Below are 17,633 nucleotides of genomic sequence, written 5' to 3'. Positions count from 1 at the left end.
CATGACAGTCCGTCTTTCTCCCGTGATCCTGGCCGGCCTGCTGGCCGTCGCGACGCCCGCCCTGGCCCAGACCCCGGCCGGCGGCGACACCGGCGGCGGCGTCGTCCGCGTGGCCAAGCCGGTCACCGGCCAGCAGGTCTATGAGGCCGTCTGCCAGGCCTGCCACATGGCCGATGCCAAGGGGGGTGTCGGTGCCGGGACCATACCGGCCCTGGCCGCCAATCCGCGGCTGGCCGGAGCGGCCTATCCGATCTCGGCGGTGGTGCTGGGCAAGGGCGGCATGCCCAGCCTGGCCGGACCCCTGGACGACGACCAGATCGCCCAAGTGGTGACCTATATCCGCACCAGTTTCGGCAACAGCTATGCCAAGCCGGTGACGGCCTCAGAGGTGGCCCGCATCCCGCATCCCGTCCGGGGTGGGGGACACTAGACTAGCCGGCCCTGGCCATATCGACATTCGGCCGACCATGGTCCTCTATTCACCGTCATTCCCGCCCTTGTGGCGGGAACCCCTGGTTCAGCTGGCAGGTGAGACGCAAGCGGACCACCAGCGAGCCGCCCCTCCCGCATCAGCGGCGGACAGAGGGGTTCCCGCCACAAGGGCGGGAATGACGGAGTTGAAGAGATCGGCCGCCGTCGTGATCCTGAATGTCGATCCGCTCATCCCGCCTTGGCCTTGCGTCTCAGGGCCTGTGGGGGCTGGCCAAAGGCCCGGATGAAGGCCCGCCGCATGCGCTCCGGGTCGCCGAACCCGGTTTCCAGGGCCACGTCCTCGACCTGCAGCGGCTGGGAATCCAGCAGGGCCCGGGCCGCCTCGACCCGCAGGCGCTCGACGGCCTTGGCCGGGGTGACCCCGGTCTCGGCCGTGAACAGGCGGGCGAAGTTGCGCGGGCTCATGGCGGCGCGGTCGGCCAGCTGCTCGACGCTCAGCGACTCCGCCAGATGCTCGCGGGCCCAGGCCAGCAGGGTATCGAACCGCCGGGACTTGATGTCGATCAGGGCCGAGAACTGCGACTGACCGCCCGGACGGCGGTGATAGACCACCAGCTGCTGGGCGACCCGGCGGGCCAGGGTCTCGCCCTCGTCGGCCCCGACCAGGGCCAGGGACAGGTCGATCCCGGCACTGATCCCGGCCGAGCTCCAGATCTGGCCGTCCTGGACAAAGATCCGGTCCGGCTCGAGCCGGATGGCCGGATAGCGCTTCTGGAAGTCCTTGGTGCGGCTCCAGTGGGTGGTGGCGCGCTTGCCGTCGAGCAGGCCGGCCTCGGCCAGGACATAGGCCCCGGAACAGACACTGGCGATGCGCCGGGCTGTCTTGGCCGTGTCACGCACATAGGCGAGGGTAATCCCGCAGCTGGCGGGGTCTTTCACACCGTCGCCGCCCGCCACCATCAGGGTATCGAGCGGTGGGGCGTCGGAAAGGGCCATGGTGGTGACGGCCATGCCGGACGAACTCGTGATCAGGCCGCCGTCGCGCGACAGGAACAGCAGTCGATAGGCCCCCGGGGCGTAGCGCGCGGCGATCTCGAAGGTGGCGATCGGGCCGGTGGCGTCCAGCAGCTGGAAGTCCGGATAGACCAGAAAGCCGATGGTACGAGGCATGGCGGAATCCGAGGGAATTATGTCATTTCCGCCAGACGCTAGGCGCGGGATGATGCGGCGTCAAACGGAGATGTCGCCATGGCCCAGGCCGAGCCCCTGAACATTGTCTTTGCCCTGTTTCCGGGCGTCACCCATCTGGACTTCACCGGTCCTCACCAGATCCTGTGCCGCCTTCCGGGGGCGAAAGTCACGGTCGCCTGTCTCGACGGCGGCGAGATCGAGGCCGATGGCCTGATCTTCGCGCACCTGCCGCGTCTGGCTGATGTCGGGGCGTGCGATGTCCTGATCGTGCCCGGCGGTTTCGGCACCACCCAGGCCATGGCCGAGCCGGCCTTCCTCGCCGAGATCCGGCGGCTGGCCGCCGGCGCCCGCTATGTCTGCTCGGTCTGTACCGGTTCGCTGGTGCTGGGCGCGGCCGGCCTGCTGAAGGGCCGGCGCGCTGCCTGCCACTGGGCCTGGCGCGACCAGCTTTCGCTGTTTGGGGCCATTCCCGATCCCGAGCGGGTGGTCCGCGATGGCCATGTCTTTACCGGCGGCGGGGTCACGGCCGGCATCGACTTCGCCCTGACCATCGCCGCCGAGATCGCCGGGGAGGCCGTCGCCCAGTCGATCCAGCTGGGTGTCGAGTACGCCCCGGCCCCGCCGTTCAATGCCGGCCGCCCCGAAACGGCACCGGCCGAGGTCCTGGAGCGGGTGCAGCGGATGTACGGCAAGGGCATGGACGAGCGTCTGGCGGCGGCGGAGAAGGCCGGGGCGCTGCTCTAGACGCTGGCGACCGTCGCGAAAAAGCCTGTCATCCCGGACAAGCCCGGCGAAAGCCGGGCGAAGATCCGGGACCGCCGGAAGCGCAGAGCTCAGGCGTTGGTCCCGGATCTTCGCGCTTTTGCGCTTGTCCGGGATGACAGGCGCTTTTGGTCATGGGCCACAGCCCCGGCCTCCTAGGGGAGGCCGGATTCGACATTCCCCGTGCCTCCTCTAGGCTCCCTCGCAAAGTCGGCGAATGACCGGCGCGGGGGAGGGGATGAGATGCGCAAGCCATGGCTGCTGCTGTTGCTGGGTATGGTGCTGGTTCTGGGCGGCAGCGCCCTGGCCTGGAAGGTCCAGACGGCGGGCGGGATCAGGGTCACCGAGGTGACCTTCGCCGGCACCGGCGGCACGCCGATGAGCGGCCTGCTCTACACCCCGCCCAACGCCACTGCAGCGACGCCGTCCCCCGGCGTGCTGGCCGTGCACGGCTATATCAATTCCCGCGAGACCCAGAGCGGCTTCGCCATCGAGTTCGCCCGGCGTGGCTATGTGGTTCTGGCCCTGGACCAGACCGGCCACGGCTATAGTGGCGGACCGGCCTTCTCGAACGGCTTTGGCGGGCCCGACGGCCTGAAGTACCTGCGCAGCCTGCCAACCGTCGATCCGGCCAATATCGGCCTGGAGGGGCACAGCATGGGCGGGTGGACAGTGTTGGCTGCGGCCGCGACGATGCCGGACGCCTATCGGTCCGTGGTGCTGGAAGGCTCCTCGACCGGCAAGCCGTTCGCGGCCGACGGTTCCCCGGTCTGGCCGCGCAACCTGGCCCTGGTCTTCAGCCAGTATGACGAGTTCTCCAAGCTGATGTGGGGGGTCGATCGCGCCAAGGATGTGACCGGCAGCGCCAAGCTGCAGGCGGTGTTCGGCGCGACGGGGCCGGTCCAGCCGGGCAAGGTCTATGGCTCGGTGGCCGACGGAACCGCGCGGATGCTGCAGACCCCGGCCACCACCCATCCCGGTGATCATATCTCACCGGCCGCTATCGGCCACGCTCTCGACTGGTTTGCCCTGACCCTGAAGGGCGGCACGCCGCGCCCGGCCAGCGACCAGATCTGGATGTGGAAGGAGGCCGGAACCGGCATTGCCCTGATCGGCACCGTGGTGCTGCTGCTGGGGACCTTTCAGGCCCTGCTGACCCTGAAGCTGTTTGCTCCCCTGCGTCAGGCGATCCAGCCCACCGCTTCGGCGCGCGACGGACGCTGGTGGCGCGGCGTCGCGCTGTCGGCCCTGTTGCCGGCCGTGACCTTCTTTCCGTTGTTCATCCTCGGCATGGTGGCCCTGCCGGCCAATGGTCTCCTGAAGCAGGCGATCACCAACCAGGTCCTGACCTGGGCGGTCGTGACGGCCTCGCTGACCCTGGGGCTGGCGGCGCTCGGCAAGGGCGCGCGGCCGGGCTTCAGCAATCGCTGGCCGCTCTCGCTGCTGATCGGCCTGATCAGTGTCGGCGTGGTCTATGGCACCCTGGAACTGGTCCACCGGCTGTTCCTGGTCGATTTCCGCTTCTGGGTCGTGGCGCTCAAGCGTCTCAGCCCGGCCCAGGCCGGTCTGGTGCTGGTCTATGTCCTGCCCCTGACCCTGGCCTTTGGCGTCACCCTGCGGACCCTGCTGGCCCGCATCCCGGTGGCCGGTGAGAGCAATCTGGCCCGCTATGGCTCTGCCGTCCTGGCCCTGAGCGGGGGTTTTGCCCTGCTGCTGGCCCTGGACTATGGCGCGCTGTTCCTGACGGGTCGCCTGCCGACGGCCTTCGATCCGCTGTCGACGGTGGTGGCCATCCAGTTCCTGCCCCTGACCGCCCTGATGGCGGTGATCGGGGTCTTCACCTGGAAACGCACCGGCGGCTATGCGGTCGCGACGGTGATCTGCGGCCTGCTGCTGACCTGGTACATGGTGGCGGGGACGGCGACCCAGGTGGTGTAGGGCTCAGGCCTCGGCGGCGATCTGGCGGAGGGCTCTTTCGAAGTACTCCGCCGGCTGTCCGCCCGAGATCAGGTAGCGGTCATTGATGATCACGGCGGGGACCGAGCTGATGCCCGCCGTGTGCCAGGCGCGCTCTGCCTCGCGCACCTCCTGGGTATACTGGCCCGAGCTCAGTACCTGCCGGGCCGCCGCGCCGTCCAGACCGGCCTTCTCGGCGGTCGCAACCAGGACGTCATGGTCGGCGGGGCTGAGGCCGTCGGTGAAATAGGCGTCGAACAGGGCGCGCTTCAGGGCCTTCTGGCCGCCGACCAGGCCGGCCCAGTGCAGCAGGCGGTGGGCGTCGAAGGTATTGTAGATCCGGCTGGTTTCGCTGGTCTTCATCGTGAAGCCCACCGAGGCGGCCCGCTCGTGAATTGCCTTGCGATTGGCGGCCGACTGCTCCGGCGTCGCGCCATATTTCTCGGCGATATGCTCGACGATGTTCTGACCTTCGGGCGGCATGTGGGGATTGAGCTCGAAGGGCTGGAAATGGATCTCCGCCTCGACCAGATCCCCCACGCGCTCCAGCGCCGTCTCCAGACCGCCGAGGCCGACGATGCACCAGGGGCAGGAGACGTCGGAGACGAAATCGATCTTCAGGGGCTTGGTCATGGGCGCGGTCCTGGCGGGTGAGCTTCAGATATAGGCGCAGGCGCGGACCCGCCTAGGGCTCTTTGCGATCTGATGGTGACATCAGGGCACTGACGATCTGTCGGGTCAGGACTTCCGGCGCGCACCAGGGGTAGCCGGAAATGGTGACATGGCTGTGGGCTATGCCCAGCAGGCCGCAGAGCAGGGCCTCGGTCCGGGGCTTCAGGTCAGCCTCGCCCGGCTGCCCCAGCACGTCACGCACCAGACCAAAGAAGAGCTGGTAGTGGCCGACGGCGGTGCAGGACTCCAGAAAGCTGCTGACTTCAGCCTGGCTGACACCCTCGGTCATGAACACCAGCCTGTATCGCTCCGGGTTCCCGACCCAGTAGCGGACATAGTGGGCGGCGACGGCGGTGAGGCGATCGGCGGGGCTGTCGATCGACCCCGTCAGGGCGCTCAGTTCGGCGAACACCTCATCATAGATCCCTTCCCAGAGATGGCTGAGGATGTCGGCCTTGCTGGCGAAATAGGCATAGAGGGTCATCGGCGTGCAGCCGACCTCCCTGGCCAGCCGGCGCATGGACACAGAGGCGTAGCCCTCATCGCGAAACAGCTGCGCGGCAGCATTGGCCACTTTCTTCCGCATGGCCACGATGTCTTCACCGCTCCGCGCCGGTCGACCTCTGCGCGCGCTCACGGCTTCCTTGTCCAAACTCACAGGCTTGACTTCCTTCGCTGATTATTATTTATCACGCGTTATAAATAATAAGCAAGGCCATATGAAACCGATCGTCGTCCTGGCCTGGCTGTGCCTTGCCGTCACCCTAGCAGCCGGATCCCCGGTTTTGGACGAGGACGCGAGCGCTGCCGCCTCGGTGCAGCGGGGCAGGATGCAATTCATGTTTCGATGCGGTGGTTGCCACGCCCTCGACGTCAACAGGACGGGACCGGCCTTGCGCGGCGTGGTCGGGCGCCCGGCGGGCAGCCTCGGCACCTTCGGCTATTCTTCGAGCCTGGCCCATTCGGGTGTCGTCTGGTCCGAGCAAATGCTCGACCAGTGGCTGACGGCACCATCGCGCCTGGTGCCCGGCACGCGGATGACGGTCACGGTGAAGTCCGCCGAGGATCGCCACACTCTCATCGCCTATCTCCGCAGCGTCTCGCGCTAGCATCAGCCCGCCCCAGGATCTCCCATGCAAAACCGAACGAGCCTCAGCGAACGCGCTTTCCGGACCGTGATCTTCCTCCTTGGCCTGGTGGCCCTGTTGACGGGTGCCAATGTCGCCCTGGGCGGCATCGCCACCCTGGGGCTGCAGGGTCCGACCGACTTCGTCGCCGCCATCCGCCCCGACGCCTATGCGGCCCACGACAGCCATGTCCGGTTTCTGGGCGGGCTGTGGCTGGGGGTTGGTCTGCTCTTTCTGGCCGGTGCCTGGAACCTGCGGCCGCTCAAGCCGGCCCTTCAGACCGCGCTGGTTCTGACGATCATCGGCGGGCTGGCGCGGTTCAGTGCCCTTCGCTTCGATGTCCAGTTCGGACCCGACATCCTGGGCTCCTTTCTGGCCGAGGTGATCCTGATGCCGCTCCTGCTCTGGTGGAGCACGCGGATCGCTCGGTCCTGACGGTTAGACCTGAGCGGCGGGCTGTTCCGGCGAGCTGCCGCCGCATTTGGTCTTGAAAAGACCCCGGTCAGGCCGTTGCAAAGCCGGGTTCGGCTCCCAATCTAAGTCTCGACGCGGACAACCCGGCTCCTCCCCCCCCAGCCGGCCCCAGCGTCCTCAAAAGCGCAACGCTCGTGCTCCCCGGCACGGGCGTTGTTCGCATCTAGCCGAACTTGACGCCCGTCATCGAGATGGCGGCGAAGACGTCATCGGTGAAGAAGCTGACCGGATCGTCCGGGCCCTGTGCCCCCAGCACATAGAGCAGGGGCAGATAGTGTTCGGCGCTGTTGATGGCGATCTCGGCGTCTGGGCCCAGGCCCTGCCAGTCGATCAGCGCGTCATGGGCGCCGGCCAGGATCAGGGCCTTGGCCGTCTCGTTGAAACGTTCAGCCCAGGGCGGCGCTTCGGGCCGGCGGAAATCGGCGGCCCGCAGGTTGTGGACGATGTCGCCGCTGCCGATCAGGAGCACGCCCTCGTCGCGCAGGGCTGAAAGTCGCCGGCCGGCCTCATAGTGCCAGGGATTGGACCGCCCGCGATCGAGGCTGATCTGCACTACCGGTATGTCGGCCTCGGGATACATCGGCAAGAGCACGCCCCAGGCCCCGTGGTCGAGACCGCGCGTCGGATGCTGGACCACCCGGTCGGGCGAGAGGATCTGGCCGATCTGCGCCGCCAGGGCCGGATCGCCCGGGGCGCGGTACTGAACATCGAACAGGGCCTGCGGAAAACCGCCGAAATCGTGGATCGTCTCGGGCGTCGCCGAGGCACTGACGGCTGTGGCCCCCCTGGTCTCCCAGTGGGCACTGACCATGGCGATGGCGCGCGGACGCGGCAGGTCGCGGCCCATCGCGGCCCAGGCGCGGCTCCAGGCGTTGTCCTCAATGGCATTCATCGGCGAACCGTGGCCGACGAACAGGGCGGGCATGCGGGTCATGGTGATCTCTATTCGGAAACAACTCTAGTTACAGATAGGCGGGGGCACAGCCTGCCGCAAGATGGCGCGACGGCATGGCTTTTCCCGCGCGGCCGGCTTTGTTAAGGCCATGGCTGTGACCCGCTCTGATTTGCCCCCTGACGCGTCCTCGTCGGCGCCTGAAGCCCCTCCGGTCGCGACCCCGGTCATGGCGCGCGCGCGCCGGGCCGTGCGGGGCGGGGCCCTGGACTTCCTGCGGTTTCTCGCCTCGCTGCTGATCGTGCTCTATCACTACGGGGCCGAGAGCCCGCTGCGGATCGAGCGGTTTCACCAGGTCTTCTCGCGCGGCTTTCTGGCCACCGACTTCTTCCTGATCCTCTCGGGCTATGTGCTGGGCCGGGCCTATGGCGCCTCGACCCTGTCGGGCCAGATCTCGCCGGGCCGGTTCTGGGTGCGCCGCGCCGCCCGGGTCTGGCCGGGACATCTGATGGTGCTGGCGGCCATGGCGGCCCTGGTGCTGGTGCTCAATACCATCGGCACCGACGCCCACAAGCCCTCGCGTTTCGCCTGGGACCAGCTGCCGGTCCAGGCCCTGCTGGTCCATGCCTGGGGTGTGCCCAGCGATGGCTGGAACCTGCCCAGCTGGTCCCTGTCGGCCCTGATCGTCTGCTATGCGATCTTCCCGTTCCTGTGGCGGGCAGCGGACCGGGTGCGACATGCGGTCGTGCTGCCCCTGGCGGGCCTGGCCGTGATCATTGTCTTTGAACTCATCGCCCGCTTCGGCTTCGACCACGCCCTGGCCGACCTGCAGTTTCAGTTCGGGGTCGTCCGGGCCCTGCCCCTGTTCATCCTGGGGGTCTGCCTGGCCCGGGCTGTGGAGATGGACTGGCCCTCGGAGGCGGCGGCGCGCGTGCTGCTCTATGGCGGCGCGGCAGTTCTGATCGCCTGGCAGCTGTTCGACCGCTATGCCCTGCCCGACGTGCTGTGGTTCGACCTGCCCAGCCTGCTGGCCATAGGCTGCATCATCCTCGGCGCCGGCCGTCTGCCGGTAAAGCGCCCCCGGGCCTGGATCGAGGAGGGGGCCAAGCTGTCCTTTGCCCTGTTCATCACCCACATCTTCGTCGGCGTGATCTACTGGAGCGCCGTGCACAAGCTGATCGACACCGTGCCGATCGGCATCGGCTGGCAGTGGCTGATGTGGCTGGCCGGCTTCCCCCTGGCCTATGGCGGGGCCTGGCTGTTCCACACCTATGTCGACCAGCCGGTGCAGGACCGGCTGGCACCGTGGCTGAGGCGGTAGCCCGTTTCAGGCCGCCAGAAAGCTCGAGATCTGCGCCGCCAGGTCCGGCTCCATCACCGCGCTGAGATGATCCCCGGCCACGCGCACCACCCGCGCGTTGCCCATCATCGCCGCAAGACCCTCGGCCGAGCCATTGTCGTCGTCTGAGACGCCGGCGATCACCAGGGTCGGCAGGTCAAGGGCGCGCAGCTGCGCCTCGGAGGTCGCTACAAACGAGGCCAGCACGCCCAGCATCGCCTCGGGGATCAGGCCGCTGGCCGCCATCATCGCCTGCACCCGCCGGCCTGCGCGCGGGTCTTTGGCGGCCTCGCCGTGGCGGATCGAGTCCTCGAACATCGCCGCACGTGCGCCGGCCGCCATCAGGCCGCTGTCGCCCATGCCGCCGAGCACCAGTTTCGCCGGCCGGGCACCGCGGGTCAGCATCCGCACCGCCGTCCGCGCGCCCAGCGAATAGCCGACGAGATCGTATTCGGTCAGACCCAGATGGGCGATCAGCGCCTCCTGGTCGGCGGCCAGGACGTCGGCAGGCCATGCCGCCGGCGCGACGGGCGCGGCGGAGTGGCCATGCCCGCGCAGGTCCGGCGCAATGACCTGGCGTCCCGTAGCGGCCACGGCGGCGGCAATGCCGGGCGCAAACCAGTTGAACTCGGCATTGGCCAGGAAGCCATGCAGCATCAGGGTGGGCCGACCCTCGCCCAGGGTGCGCCAGGCGATCTCGACGCCGTCGAAGCTCTTGAAGCGGTAAGGATTGGTCATGGGACCATCTACTCAGGCGTGGCGCGGGGCGTCCAGAGTCTCGCCAACGTCACCCTGGCGCGCTAACACCCCTGACATGACCCGTCTGATCCCGCTGCAAGGCATTGAAAACCTCCGCGACTATGGTGACTACGCCGCCGGCGCGGGCCGTCTGAAGCGGGGGGTTCTGTTCCGCGCCGCCCATCAGGCCGAGGCCACGGACGAGGATCTTGCGGCCCTGGCAGGGCTCGGGATCGCGACCCTGGTCGATCTGCGCCGGCCCAATGAACGGGAACGCGCGCCCTCGCGGCGCTGGGCAGGGTTTGCGGCCGAGGTCATCGAGAACGACCAGGGCTCACCCGATGATCCCTGGCACACCTTCCTGCGCAGCTCCGACCTGAGTGTGCAGTCGATCCACGCCTATATGATCGAGTACTATTGCCGCCTGCCGTTCAAGGAGCGGCACATCGACCTGTTCACCCGCTACTTCCAGGCCCTGGCCCAGGGACGCGGACCGGTGCTGATCCACTGCGCGGCGGGCAAGGACCGCACCGGCGTTCTGGCGGCCCTGACCCACCACATTGCCGGGGTGTCGGATGATGACGTCATTGACGACTATCTGCTGACCAATGACGACAGCCGCTTCGAGCGGCGCGGTCCCAAGTTCATGGCCGCCATCCATGAGGTGACCGGCCGCATGCCGTCCGAAGCGGCGATGCGCGCGGCCATGGGCGTTCACGCCGACTACCTGGCCGCCGCCTTCGCGGTGATCAAGGACCAGAACGGCTCGCTGGACGGCTATCTGGACCAGGTGATCGGCCTGGATGCGGCGAGCCGTGAGGCCGTGCGGGCCCACATCCTGCTCTAAACGGGTTCGTGACAAACGCCTGTTTAACCGCCACGCTGTCCTGAAGCGACCGCGTCAGACGGCGCTCAGACGGGGTAGGGCATGAGTGACGTCACCAACGCGCCGGCGCGCGACAAGCCGGCGGGCCTGTCGAAGGGCGCGCTCAGCTGGATCCTCCATCAGGGCTCGCGCGACGCCTATGTCGTCCTCATCACCATCTACATCTTCGCCCCCTATTTCTCGCGGGTGCTCGTCGGCGATCCGGTCAAGGGTCAGGCGACCATGGCCGACATCGCCACCGCCTTTGGTTTGCTGACGGCGCTCACCGCCCCCCTGCTGGGTGCCTCGATCGAGCGCTATGGCCCGCGCAAGCCGTTCCTGATCGGCATTCTGGCGATCATGCTGCCGCTGCTGATGCTGCTGTGGCTGGCCCAGCCGAACGATGGGCCGTCGGTGGCCGTGGTCGGCCTCGTCCTGATCGTCCTGGGCGTGTCCTATAACTGGGGCGACGTGCTCAACAATTCGCTGCTGTCACGGGCCGCCGAGCCGGGTCAGGAGCCGCTGGTCTCGGGGCTGGGCTATGCTATGGCCAACGGCCTGTCGGTGAGCCTGCTGATCTTCATGATGTGGGCCTTCGTCCTGCCCGGCCAGGTCGACTGGCCCGGCGTGCCCGCCGCGCCGCTGTTTGGCCTGCCGACCGCCAATCACGAACCGGCCCGACTGTCGGGACCCATGGCGGCCGGGGTGATGCTGCTCGGCGCGATCCCGTTCCTGCTGTGGACGCGGGATGCGCCGCGCACCGGCCTGTCGATGGCGGCCAGCCTGCGCCACGGCGCGCGGCTGCTGATCGACACGCTCAGCAACCTCAAGGGCCATCGCGACGTCGCGACGTTCCTGGGAACGCGGATGCTGTACTGCGACGGCATGACGGCCCTGCTGGTGTTCAGTGGCCTGTTCGCCGCCGGTCTGATGGGCTGGGGCGAGCTGGAGATGCTGGCCTATGGCATTTCGCTGTCGATCTTCGGCGTGCTGGGCGGCTTCCTGGCCCCCTGGCTGGACAGGACCCTGGGGCCGCGCCGGGCGGTGCAGCTGGAGATCTTCGGCTGCCTGATCGTGCTGATCGGTGCCTTGGGCATGGGCCGCGACAGGATCCTGTACTTCTGGAGCTACGACGCCGCCGCCCATGCGCCGCTGTGGAACGGGCCGCTGTTCCGCACCCTGCCCGAGGTTCTGTATCTGGGTCTGGGCCTGCTGATCGCGGTGTTCGTCACCGCCCAGTACGCTTCGAGCCGCACCCTGCTGGTCCGTCTGGCGCCGCCCGACCGTATCGCCGCCTTCTTCGGGCTGTTCGCCCTTTCGGGCACGGCGACGGTGTGGCTGGGCTCGCTGCTGGTGGCCTTCGCAACCCGGATTTTCCAGAGCCAGGTGGCGGGCTTCGTGCCGATCGTCGGCCTGCTGGCGCTCGGGGCGCTGGGGCTGTTCTTCGTCAAGGGCGGTAACCGCGAGGCTTAGGTCTAGATCCTCTCCCTCCGGGGGAGGTGGCCCGGAGGGGCGGAGGGGCGGAGGGGGCAGCGCGGTCGATGCCGAGATGGCCCCCTCAGTCGGTCTGCGACAGCTCCCCCAAAGGGGGAGCATCTGCTAGATCCCCCGTCATGCGCTGCGTCGCTTTCCATTCCGCCCCCTGGTGCGAGCCGGCCGAGGCCCTGCAGCCCTTCCGGGACGAGCCCTTCGCCTGCGCCCTGCTGTCGGGCGGCACGGCGCGGTGGTCCTATCTGCTGCGCGCTCCGGACGCTGTCCTGAGTCTTGAACCCGCTGATCCGCGCGATCCCTTCGAGGCCCTCACGGCCCTGATCGGGCCACGCCGGCCGACGGACCCAAAGGGGCCGCCGTTTCAGGGCGGAGTGGTGGGTCTGGGAACCTATGAGCTGGGGGACCGGGTCGAGGCCCTGGGCCTGGCTCGCTCCAACTGGCCGGACCTGACCGCCGCCCGCTATGGCGCGCTCCTCGCCTTTGACCATCAGCAGCAGCGGGTCGTGGCCGTCGGGCGGGGAGAGACAGACGCCCTGGCGACGGACGCCGCCCGGCAGGCCCTGGCCTGGCTTGACCAGCCCGCCGAGGCGCGGCCACCCATGGCAGGGCCGCTCTGCCCGGCCCTGACCGCCACGGACGGGAACGCCTATGAGCGCGCCGTCGCCGATGTGGTGGCGCGGATCCATGACGGCGAGATCTTCCAGGCCAACATTGCCCGCGCCTGGACCGGCCGTCTGGCCGATGGCGTTGATCCCTTCGACCTGTTTGTCCGCCTGCGCGCCCAAAGCCCGGCGCCGTTCTCGGCCTATTGGCGGCTGCCGGACCGGGCCCTGGTGTCCAACTCGCCCGAACGGTTCCTGAAGGTCACGGGGGCCGATGACACGATCGAGACCAAGCCGATCAAGGGCACCCGGCGGCGCGGCGCGACGCCGGCCGAGGATGCGGTGATGGTCGCCGAGCTGTCGGCCAGCGAGAAGGACCAGGCCGAGAACCTGATGATCGTCGACCTGATGCGCAACGACCTGGCCCGGGTCAGCCCGCCGGGCAGCGTCCGGGTTCCGGACCTGTTCGGGGTCGAGACCTTCGTCAATGTGCATCATCTGGTCTCGACCGTGACCGCGCGGCTCAGGCCGGGCCTGACCCTGGCCGACCTGCTGCGGGCCAGTTTCCCGCCCGGCTCGATCACTGGCGCGCCCAAGGTCCAGGCCATGAAGGTCATAGCCGGCCACGAACCGCCACGCGGACCCTATTGCGGTTCCCTGTTCTGGGCCGGCTTCGACGGCAGCTTTGACTCCAGCGTGCTGATCCGCACAGTGGGTCTGGAGCGTGACGGATCAGGCTGGAGGCTCGAGGCACGGGCCGGAGCCGGTATCGTTGCCGACAGCGATCCCCAGGCCGAGCGTCTGGAGACCGAAACCAAGATCGCTGCCCTCAAACGGGCCCTGACGGAGACGGCATCATGATCCCTCTCGACGATCGGGGCCTGCTGCTGGGCGACGGCCTGTTTGAGACCTTGCTGGCCATAGACGGCATGATTGCCGACATCGAGGCTCATCTTGATCGTATGGCCGCCGGATGCGGGGCGCTGGGTCTGCCGGATCTGGACCGCGCAGCGGCGCGGGCGCTTTGCTTTTCCGTAGCACCGGCCAGGGGGCGGGCCGCCATACGGCTGACCCTGACCGCCGGTTCGGGCGGACGAGGCCTGGACCGGCCCTCCGAGATCGTTCCGCGACTGCGGGCAAGCTTCGCGCTGTCGGCACCCATCGAAACTCCGGCGACCCTCGTCGTGGCCCGGACCCGTCGCAACGAAGGGTCTGCGGCCTCGCGGCACAAGACCCTGGCCTATCTCGACAATGTGCTGGCGCGGGCCGAGGCCCGGGCGGCCGGGGCGGATGAGGCCGTCATGCTCAACAATGCCGGCCATCTGGCCTGCTCGGCGGCTGCCAACCTGTTCTGGATCGAAGGCGAGCGGCTGCTCACGCCGGCCCTCGACTGCGGAGTCCTGGCCGGGATCACCCGCGCCCGGGTCCTGGCGGCAGCGCGAACTGCGGGCGTCGAGGTTCTGGAGGTCGTGGCCGGGGCAGAGCGGCTGCAGGCTGCGGAGGCGGTGTTTCTGACCAACAGCCTGATCGGCGTGCGCCCTGTCTCGGCCCTGAACGGCCAGACCCTTTCGCCGCACGGCCTGACCGAACGGTTGCGCCTCTCGATCGCTTGAGTCTTCCCCGGCGACCTGAGCCCGTCAGGTCACGCGCAGGACCTTGTCGGACTTTCGCGGCCGCAGATAGAAGGTGCGGTAGAAGTTCAGGGTTGAGGGCAGGATGAACTTGATCGGCGAGGTATAGCCGTAGCTGGCCTTGGCCATGACCACGCTCTGGTTGGCGGGCAGGACGCCTGTCGGGATCACATTGGCTCCCAGCACCGTGCCGGCGGCCGGACAGTTGGCGTGGCTGTTGCGGTTCTCCGACCAGTCGACCGTGTCCCTGCCGGTGGCATCCGACGAGACGCTGACCAGGCACATGCGCAGGGTGCCGGTCGGGAAGGGAGCCATGATCGTGGCCCCGATCGTGAAAACGTCGTCGCGGCGCGCATTGCTCAGCTGGGCGCTCTGGGCCACCAGGTCGCCGATCGATGAGGCGATATTGCTGAGACGACGCTGGGCCATCATGGCCTGGGTCAGTTCGGCCAGGCCGCAATACAGGATCACCAGCACCGGGGCGATCAGGGCGAACTCGACGGCCGAAACGCCGCGCCGGTCGCGCCAGAAGCCCTTGAGGCTCCGCGGGGGTTTGGACATCAGTTGGCGGGGCATGTGACGGTCGCTGCCGGGGTGTCCGAATAGGGCTCGTTCGCGAAGGCCGTGGCCGCGGTCAGCATGCGCTTGCCGTTCGAGGTCTGCAGGCCGGTCTTCAGGAGCGGCGTGACCAGGGGCCAGTTATAATAGGCGCGGATCAGGACGATCGAGCTCGGTCCGCCCGGATCCCAGCAGGTCGTATTGGGCTTGGCGGCGGTCAGGGCCGTGCCAGAGGCCGAAAAGCCGCTGAAGGTGCGGACATCCAGGCTCAGGGCCCCGCTGCAGGCCGTACCCAACCAGCTCATCTCTGCGCAGATGGCAGTCTTGAAACTGGCCGCGCTGCCGTTGGCAGTCTGCAACTCGCCGGTGCGGATGGTGCGGCCGACGTCGAGCAGGGCGTTTTCCAGGGTCAGGGAGACCAGAAAGACCAGGCCCAGTTCAATGATGGCGAAGATCAGCAGCAGGAAGGGAATGGAGACGAAGGCGAACTCGACCGTCACGGCCCCGCGCCGAGCGCGGGCGAAGCGGGCCAGAAGGCTGGCGCGGTGCCTAATGCGTTTGAGGCGGGCAAGGTGCGCCATGACGCTGGGGGTCCATTGCGATGCCGCCGGATCGGGCGGTTGGGGCAGTATAGGTCCCGCGCTCCTAATCAGGTGTTTAGAGGCACGCACGGGCGCGACGTACCGGACTCTTAAGGAACGCTGGCGCCGGCCGTCGGCGTAACGCGAGTGCACTGGGCACCACAGGCATAGGTGCCGACATTGGCGGCACCACGATAGACGGTGACGCCGCCGCTCTCCGAAACCGTCACCTGGCGATCGGCCAGGGGGCGACCGGCCGTGTCGAAGGCCAGGACCGTGGTGGCACCGGGGCGCTTTCCCATGATCAGCAGGGTGCGCTCATTGATGACGCTGACATCGGCGATCAGCGGATCGCCGACCACGACATCGCGAACCGGACCGGAAAGCGTGATGCGGGCAATGTCGCCTGCCGCAACGGACAGGCTTTCAGCCCGCGCTGTGGGCCCGGAAAGGGCGAAAACGGCTGCAAGGGCGAGCGACAGGCGACGCATGACGGTTCCAGTTCGAGAGCGGAGCGCTGCCGAGACTGACTTTGAATGGTCAACAAAAGACTAAATTGACCCTGGGCGCGACAACCTGACCCGGCCTGAAATCCTTGATTCAAAAGGCTTTGTTCAGGCCTCAGTCAGATACGGTTAAGAACAAGTAATAGTAAATACAAATAAACCAAGAGAAAATTTCCGAAAACTATTCTGCTGTTTACTGCGCATTAAGCGAGGTGGGCGAAATTGATCGTGTTTTCGGGGGTGAGCAAGTCAACACGGCTTGAAGACCTCAACATCAACCAACGATGATTTTGGAGATCAAGTCATGTCGAAGTTCTTCACCCGCTTCCTGAACGATGAATCCGGCGCCACGGCCATTGAATATGGTCTGATCGTCGCCCTGATCGCCGTTGTGATCGTGACCGCCGTCACCACCCTCGGCACCAACCTGAAGGCGACCTTCACCAAGGTTGGCACCACGGTCAGCACGGCCAACTCGGCCAGCTAAATCCTGGCCTCAGGCCTCGAAAAAAGAAGGGTCGGGACTGCGCGTCCCGGCCCTTTTTCTTCTTCAAAACAGCTGACTCGTCAGATCCGGAGCTATGCATGCCCAAGTTCTTGTCTCGGTTTCTGAACGACGAGTCCGGCGCGACCGCCATTGAATACGGCTTGATCGTTGCCCTGGTTGCCGTCGTGATCGTGAGCGCGGTCACCACGTTGGGCACCAACCTGAAGGCCACCTTCACCAAGGTTGGAACCAAGGTGGCCACGGCCAACGCGGCCAGCTAGCCGCCGCCTTTCGCGACAGCGCCGCAAGGAAACAGGTCGGAGCTTCGGTTTCGGCCTTTTCTTTTGTCTGTACTTTAAGCTTATGGTTACCGGAAATAAATCATCAAATTAACTCTGTGTTCTTGAGTTGCAAACCCTTGGTTCATATTGTCGCGCTATTGTCTGTCTCATAGGTTTCAGCCCTGGAGATTGACCCATGACCAGCTTCATCAAGTCCTTCCTGAACGACGAATCCGGCGCTACGGCCATCGAATATGGTCTGATCGTCGCCCTGATCGCTGTTGTGATCGTGACCGCCGTCACCACCCTGGGCACCAATCTGAAGGCGACCTTCACCAAGGTCGGCACCACGGTCAGCACGGCCAACTCGGCCAGCTAAGGTGCGAGGGCCCGCAGGGGCCCGACACAGCCTCGAAAACGGGAAGGCCGTGGCGATTACGCTGCGGCCTTTTCCGCGTCTGGTCCCAAAGGGAAACCATTGCTTCACCTGATCGTCCCAAAATGAGGCGCACAACAGGGCCTAAGTGATGCAAGCAATCCAGATCCCGCTTCTGCTGGTCTTTCCCGCCCTGGCCATCGTGGCCGCGCTGAAGGACGCCACCAGCTACACGATCCCCAACTGGATCTCGCTGGCCCTGATCGCCGCCTTTGTGCCGGCGGCAGCCGTCAGTGGCGCGCCCCTTCCCGCGATCGGGCTATGCCTAGCAACGGGGCTCGGCGCCCTGGTCCTGGGTATGGGAATGTTTGCCGCGGGCTGGATCGGTGGTGGAGACGCCAAGCTGTTCGCAGCCAGCGCCCTCTGGATCGGCTGGCCTGCGGCCATTCCCTTCATGCTGTCCACCGGCCTGGCCGGTGGTGCCCTGACCATGGCCATACTGGCCCTGCGCTCGGGCTGGCTGGAGCCGGTCCTGGCCGGAGCTCCGTCCTGGCTGCGCAAGCTCGGTGCCCAGGGGGGTGACATTCCCTATGGCGTGGCCATTGCCGTCGGTGCCCTGGTGACCTTCCCTGAGGGGACCCTGGCCGCCGCCATCATGACCTGAGCCGGGCG

Annotated in this window: 22 protein-coding genes; 14 read left to right on the top strand and 8 right to left on the bottom strand. The window is 67.2% G+C overall.

Features of this window, described 5'->3' with window-relative positions; genetic code table 11:
• Nucleotide 1 precedes the first annotated feature (1 nt).
• Nucleotides 2–430: a c-type cytochrome gene (locus AQ619_RS14265; RefSeq protein WP_062148990.1), complete on the top strand. Its 429-nt coding sequence runs from the start codon at nucleotides 2–4 to the stop codon at nucleotides 428–430.
• A 230-nt stretch (nucleotides 431–660) separates the two neighbouring features.
• On the opposite strand, the gene AQ619_RS14260 is transcribed toward AQ619_RS14265, so the two are convergent.
• Nucleotides 661–1,602 carry a GlxA family transcriptional regulator gene (locus AQ619_RS14260; protein WP_062148987.1) on the bottom strand — a complete coding sequence of 314 codons (942 nt, stop codon included), beginning with the start codon at nucleotides 1,600–1,602 and terminating at the stop codon, nucleotides 661–663.
• A gap of 78 nt (nucleotides 1,603–1,680) precedes the next feature.
• Here AQ619_RS14260 and AQ619_RS14255 point away from each other — a divergent pair, with 78 nt between their 5' ends.
• Nucleotides 1,681–2,367 carry a DJ-1/PfpI family protein gene (locus AQ619_RS14255; RefSeq protein ID WP_062148984.1) on the top strand — a complete coding sequence of 229 codons (687 nt, stop codon included), beginning with the start codon at nucleotides 1,681–1,683 and terminating at the stop codon, nucleotides 2,365–2,367.
• A 261-nt stretch (nucleotides 2,368–2,628) separates the two neighbouring features.
• Nucleotides 2,629–4,323, top strand: coding sequence for an alpha/beta hydrolase family protein (locus AQ619_RS14250; RefSeq protein ID WP_174515179.1), 1,695 nt, complete (start codon nucleotides 2,629–2,631; stop codon nucleotides 4,321–4,323).
• A gap of 3 nt (nucleotides 4,324–4,326) precedes the next feature.
• On the opposite strand, the gene AQ619_RS14245 is transcribed toward AQ619_RS14250, so the two are convergent.
• Entirely contained in the window at nucleotides 4,327–4,974 is a 648-nt protein-coding gene (locus tag AQ619_RS14245) for a DsbA family oxidoreductase (RefSeq protein ID WP_062148981.1), read from the bottom strand.
• Between the two features lie 52 nt (nucleotides 4,975–5,026).
• On the bottom strand, nucleotides 5,027–5,599 hold the full coding sequence (locus AQ619_RS14240) for a TetR/AcrR family transcriptional regulator (RefSeq protein WP_062148978.1): 573 nt from the start codon (nucleotides 5,597–5,599) through the stop codon (nucleotides 5,027–5,029).
• 133 nt (nucleotides 5,600–5,732) lie between these two features.
• On the opposite strand from AQ619_RS14240, the gene AQ619_RS14235 reads away from it, so the two are divergent.
• Together AQ619_RS14235 and AQ619_RS14230 are read left to right on the top strand one after the other, a co-directional pair.
• A complete protein-coding gene (locus tag AQ619_RS14235) occupies nucleotides 5,733–6,122 on the top strand; it encodes a c-type cytochrome (RefSeq protein ID WP_207205006.1) in 390 nt (129 codons plus the stop codon).
• 24 nt (nucleotides 6,123–6,146) lie between these two features.
• Complete coding sequence (locus tag AQ619_RS14230; protein WP_062148975.1) at nucleotides 6,147–6,575, top strand: DUF4345 domain-containing protein; 429 nt, start codon at nucleotides 6,147–6,149, stop codon at nucleotides 6,573–6,575.
• A gap of 202 nt (nucleotides 6,576–6,777) precedes the next feature.
• Here the strand turns inward: AQ619_RS14230 and ygiD are convergent, their stop codons facing one another.
• Nucleotides 6,778–7,548: a 4,5-DOPA-extradiol-dioxygenase gene (ygiD, locus tag AQ619_RS14225; protein ID WP_062148972.1), complete on the bottom strand. Its 771-nt coding sequence runs from the start codon at nucleotides 7,546–7,548 to the stop codon at nucleotides 6,778–6,780.
• 187 nt (nucleotides 7,549–7,735) lie between these two features.
• On the opposite strand from ygiD, the gene AQ619_RS14220 reads away from it, so the two are divergent.
• A complete protein-coding gene (locus AQ619_RS14220) occupies nucleotides 7,736–8,827 on the top strand; it encodes an acyltransferase family protein (RefSeq protein ID WP_166504264.1) in 1,092 nt (363 codons plus the stop codon).
• A gap of 6 nt (nucleotides 8,828–8,833) precedes the next feature.
• On the opposite strand, the gene AQ619_RS14215 is transcribed toward AQ619_RS14220, so the two are convergent.
• Entirely contained in the window at nucleotides 8,834–9,583 is a 750-nt protein-coding gene (locus AQ619_RS14215; protein ID WP_062148969.1) for an alpha/beta fold hydrolase, read from the bottom strand.
• A 76-nt stretch (nucleotides 9,584–9,659) separates the two neighbouring features.
• Here AQ619_RS14215 and AQ619_RS14210 point away from each other — a divergent pair, with 76 nt between their 5' ends.
• The 4 genes from AQ619_RS14210 to AQ619_RS14195 all read left to right on the top strand — a co-directional run bounded on the left by AQ619_RS14210 (nucleotide 9,660) and on the right by AQ619_RS14195 (nucleotide 14,154).
• Entirely contained in the window at nucleotides 9,660–10,430 is a 771-nt protein-coding gene (locus AQ619_RS14210) for a tyrosine-protein phosphatase (RefSeq protein WP_062148966.1), read from the top strand.
• Nucleotides 10,431–10,511: 81 nt separating this feature from the next.
• Nucleotides 10,512–11,921: an MFS transporter gene (locus tag AQ619_RS14205; RefSeq protein ID WP_062148963.1), complete on the top strand. Its 1,410-nt coding sequence runs from the start codon at nucleotides 10,512–10,514 to the stop codon at nucleotides 11,919–11,921.
• A 140-nt stretch (nucleotides 11,922–12,061) separates the two neighbouring features.
• Entirely contained in the window at nucleotides 12,062–13,402 is a 1,341-nt protein-coding gene (gene pabB, locus AQ619_RS14200) for an aminodeoxychorismate synthase, component I (protein WP_062148960.1), read from the top strand.
• Nucleotides 13,399–14,154: an aminotransferase class IV gene (locus tag AQ619_RS14195; RefSeq protein WP_062148957.1), complete on the top strand. Its 756-nt coding sequence runs from the start codon at nucleotides 13,399–13,401 to the stop codon at nucleotides 14,152–14,154. The genes pabB and AQ619_RS14195 overlap by 4 nt, the downstream gene beginning before the upstream one ends.
• A gap of 24 nt (nucleotides 14,155–14,178) precedes the next feature.
• On the opposite strand, the gene AQ619_RS14190 is transcribed toward AQ619_RS14195, so the two are convergent.
• The 3 genes from AQ619_RS14190 to AQ619_RS14180 all read right to left on the bottom strand — a co-directional run bounded on the left by AQ619_RS14190 (nucleotide 14,179) and on the right by AQ619_RS14180 (nucleotide 15,802).
• On the bottom strand, nucleotides 14,179–14,733 hold the full coding sequence (locus tag AQ619_RS14190) for a TadE/TadG family type IV pilus assembly protein (RefSeq protein ID WP_062151703.1): 555 nt from the start codon (nucleotides 14,731–14,733) through the stop codon (nucleotides 14,179–14,181).
• Entirely contained in the window at nucleotides 14,733–15,311 is a 579-nt protein-coding gene (locus AQ619_RS14185) for a TadE/TadG family type IV pilus assembly protein (protein ID WP_062148954.1), read from the bottom strand. Before AQ619_RS14185 ends, AQ619_RS14190 begins: the two co-directional genes overlap by 1 nt.
• Before the next feature lie 110 nt (nucleotides 15,312–15,421).
• Entirely contained in the window at nucleotides 15,422–15,802 is a 381-nt protein-coding gene (locus AQ619_RS14180) for a pilus assembly protein N-terminal domain-containing protein (protein ID WP_062148951.1), read from the bottom strand.
• Between the two features lie 319 nt (nucleotides 15,803–16,121).
• On the opposite strand from AQ619_RS14180, the gene AQ619_RS14175 reads away from it, so the two are divergent.
• From AQ619_RS14175 to AQ619_RS14160, 4 genes are all read left to right on the top strand, one after another.
• The gene (locus tag AQ619_RS14175) at nucleotides 16,122–16,304 is read left to right on the top strand and encodes a Flp family type IVb pilin (RefSeq protein WP_062148948.1); all 183 of its coding nucleotides are present in this window, start codon (nucleotides 16,122–16,124) and stop codon (nucleotides 16,302–16,304) included.
• Nucleotides 16,305–16,402: 98 nt separating this feature from the next.
• Nucleotides 16,403–16,585, top strand: coding sequence for a Flp family type IVb pilin (locus AQ619_RS14170; RefSeq protein ID WP_062148945.1), 183 nt, complete (start codon nucleotides 16,403–16,405; stop codon nucleotides 16,583–16,585).
• A 196-nt stretch (nucleotides 16,586–16,781) separates the two neighbouring features.
• The gene (locus AQ619_RS14165; protein WP_035045419.1) at nucleotides 16,782–16,964 is read left to right on the top strand and encodes a Flp family type IVb pilin; all 183 of its coding nucleotides are present in this window, start codon (nucleotides 16,782–16,784) and stop codon (nucleotides 16,962–16,964) included.
• A gap of 148 nt (nucleotides 16,965–17,112) precedes the next feature.
• A complete protein-coding gene (locus AQ619_RS14160) occupies nucleotides 17,113–17,625 on the top strand; it encodes an A24 family peptidase (protein ID WP_062148941.1) in 513 nt (170 codons plus the stop codon).
• Nucleotides 17,626–17,633 lie beyond the last annotated feature (8 nt).

It is taken from the genome of Caulobacter henricii (genome assembly GCF_001414055.1).
Lineage (GTDB): Bacteria > Pseudomonadota > Alphaproteobacteria > Caulobacterales > Caulobacteraceae > Caulobacter > Caulobacter henricii.
The sequence above is the reverse complement of the archived record's forward strand: the minus strand, read 5'-3'. Positions and strand labels throughout refer to the sequence as shown.

Coding starts and splice junctions, on each gene's coding strand:
- AQ619_RS14265 (WP_062148990.1), top strand. CDS start 2: ATGACAGTCCGTCTTTCTCCCGTGATCCTGGCCGGCCTGCTGGCCGTC.
- AQ619_RS14190 (WP_062151703.1), bottom strand. CDS start 14,733: ATGTCCAAACCCCCGCGGAGCCTCAAGGGCTTCTGGCGCGACCGGCGC.
- AQ619_RS14235 (WP_207205006.1), top strand. CDS start 5,733: ATGAAACCGATCGTCGTCCTGGCCTGGCTGTGCCTTGCCGTCACCCTA.
- AQ619_RS14185 (WP_062148954.1), bottom strand. CDS start 15,311: ATGGCGCACCTTGCCCGCCTCAAACGCATTAGGCACCGCGCCAGCCTT.
- AQ619_RS14255 (WP_062148984.1), top strand. CDS start 1,681: ATGGCCCAGGCCGAGCCCCTGAACATTGTCTTTGCCCTGTTTCCGGGC.
- AQ619_RS14205 (WP_062148963.1), top strand. CDS start 10,512: ATGAGTGACGTCACCAACGCGCCGGCGCGCGACAAGCCGGCGGGCCTG.
- AQ619_RS14240 (WP_062148978.1), bottom strand. CDS start 5,599: ATGCGGAAGAAAGTGGCCAATGCTGCCGCGCAGCTGTTTCGCGATGAG.
- AQ619_RS14260 (WP_062148987.1), bottom strand. CDS start 1,602: ATGCCTCGTACCATCGGCTTTCTGGTCTATCCGGACTTCCAGCTGCTG.
- AQ619_RS14160 (WP_062148941.1), top strand. CDS start 17,113: ATGCAAGCAATCCAGATCCCGCTTCTGCTGGTCTTTCCCGCCCTGGCC.
- AQ619_RS14165 (WP_035045419.1), top strand. CDS start 16,782: ATGACCAGCTTCATCAAGTCCTTCCTGAACGACGAATCCGGCGCTACG.
- AQ619_RS14180 (WP_062148951.1), bottom strand. CDS start 15,802: ATGCGTCGCCTGTCGCTCGCCCTTGCAGCCGTTTTCGCCCTTTCCGGG.
- ygiD (WP_062148972.1), bottom strand. CDS start 7,548: ATGACCCGCATGCCCGCCCTGTTCGTCGGCCACGGTTCGCCGATGAAT.
- AQ619_RS14230 (WP_062148975.1), top strand. CDS start 6,147: ATGCAAAACCGAACGAGCCTCAGCGAACGCGCTTTCCGGACCGTGATC.
- AQ619_RS14220 (WP_166504264.1), top strand. CDS start 7,736: ATGGCGCGCGCGCGCCGGGCCGTGCGGGGCGGGGCCCTGGACTTCCTG.
- AQ619_RS14215 (WP_062148969.1), bottom strand. CDS start 9,583: ATGACCAATCCTTACCGCTTCAAGAGCTTCGACGGCGTCGAGATCGCC.
- AQ619_RS14210 (WP_062148966.1), top strand. CDS start 9,660: ATGACCCGTCTGATCCCGCTGCAAGGCATTGAAAACCTCCGCGACTAT.
- AQ619_RS14175 (WP_062148948.1), top strand. CDS start 16,122: ATGTCGAAGTTCTTCACCCGCTTCCTGAACGATGAATCCGGCGCCACG.
- pabB (WP_062148960.1), top strand. CDS start 12,062: ATGCGCTGCGTCGCTTTCCATTCCGCCCCCTGGTGCGAGCCGGCCGAG.
- AQ619_RS14245 (WP_062148981.1), bottom strand. CDS start 4,974: ATGACCAAGCCCCTGAAGATCGATTTCGTCTCCGACGTCTCCTGCCCC.
- AQ619_RS14250 (WP_174515179.1), top strand. CDS start 2,629: ATGCGCAAGCCATGGCTGCTGCTGTTGCTGGGTATGGTGCTGGTTCTG.
- AQ619_RS14195 (WP_062148957.1), top strand. CDS start 13,399: ATGATCCCTCTCGACGATCGGGGCCTGCTGCTGGGCGACGGCCTGTTT.
- AQ619_RS14170 (WP_062148945.1), top strand. CDS start 16,403: ATGCCCAAGTTCTTGTCTCGGTTTCTGAACGACGAGTCCGGCGCGACC.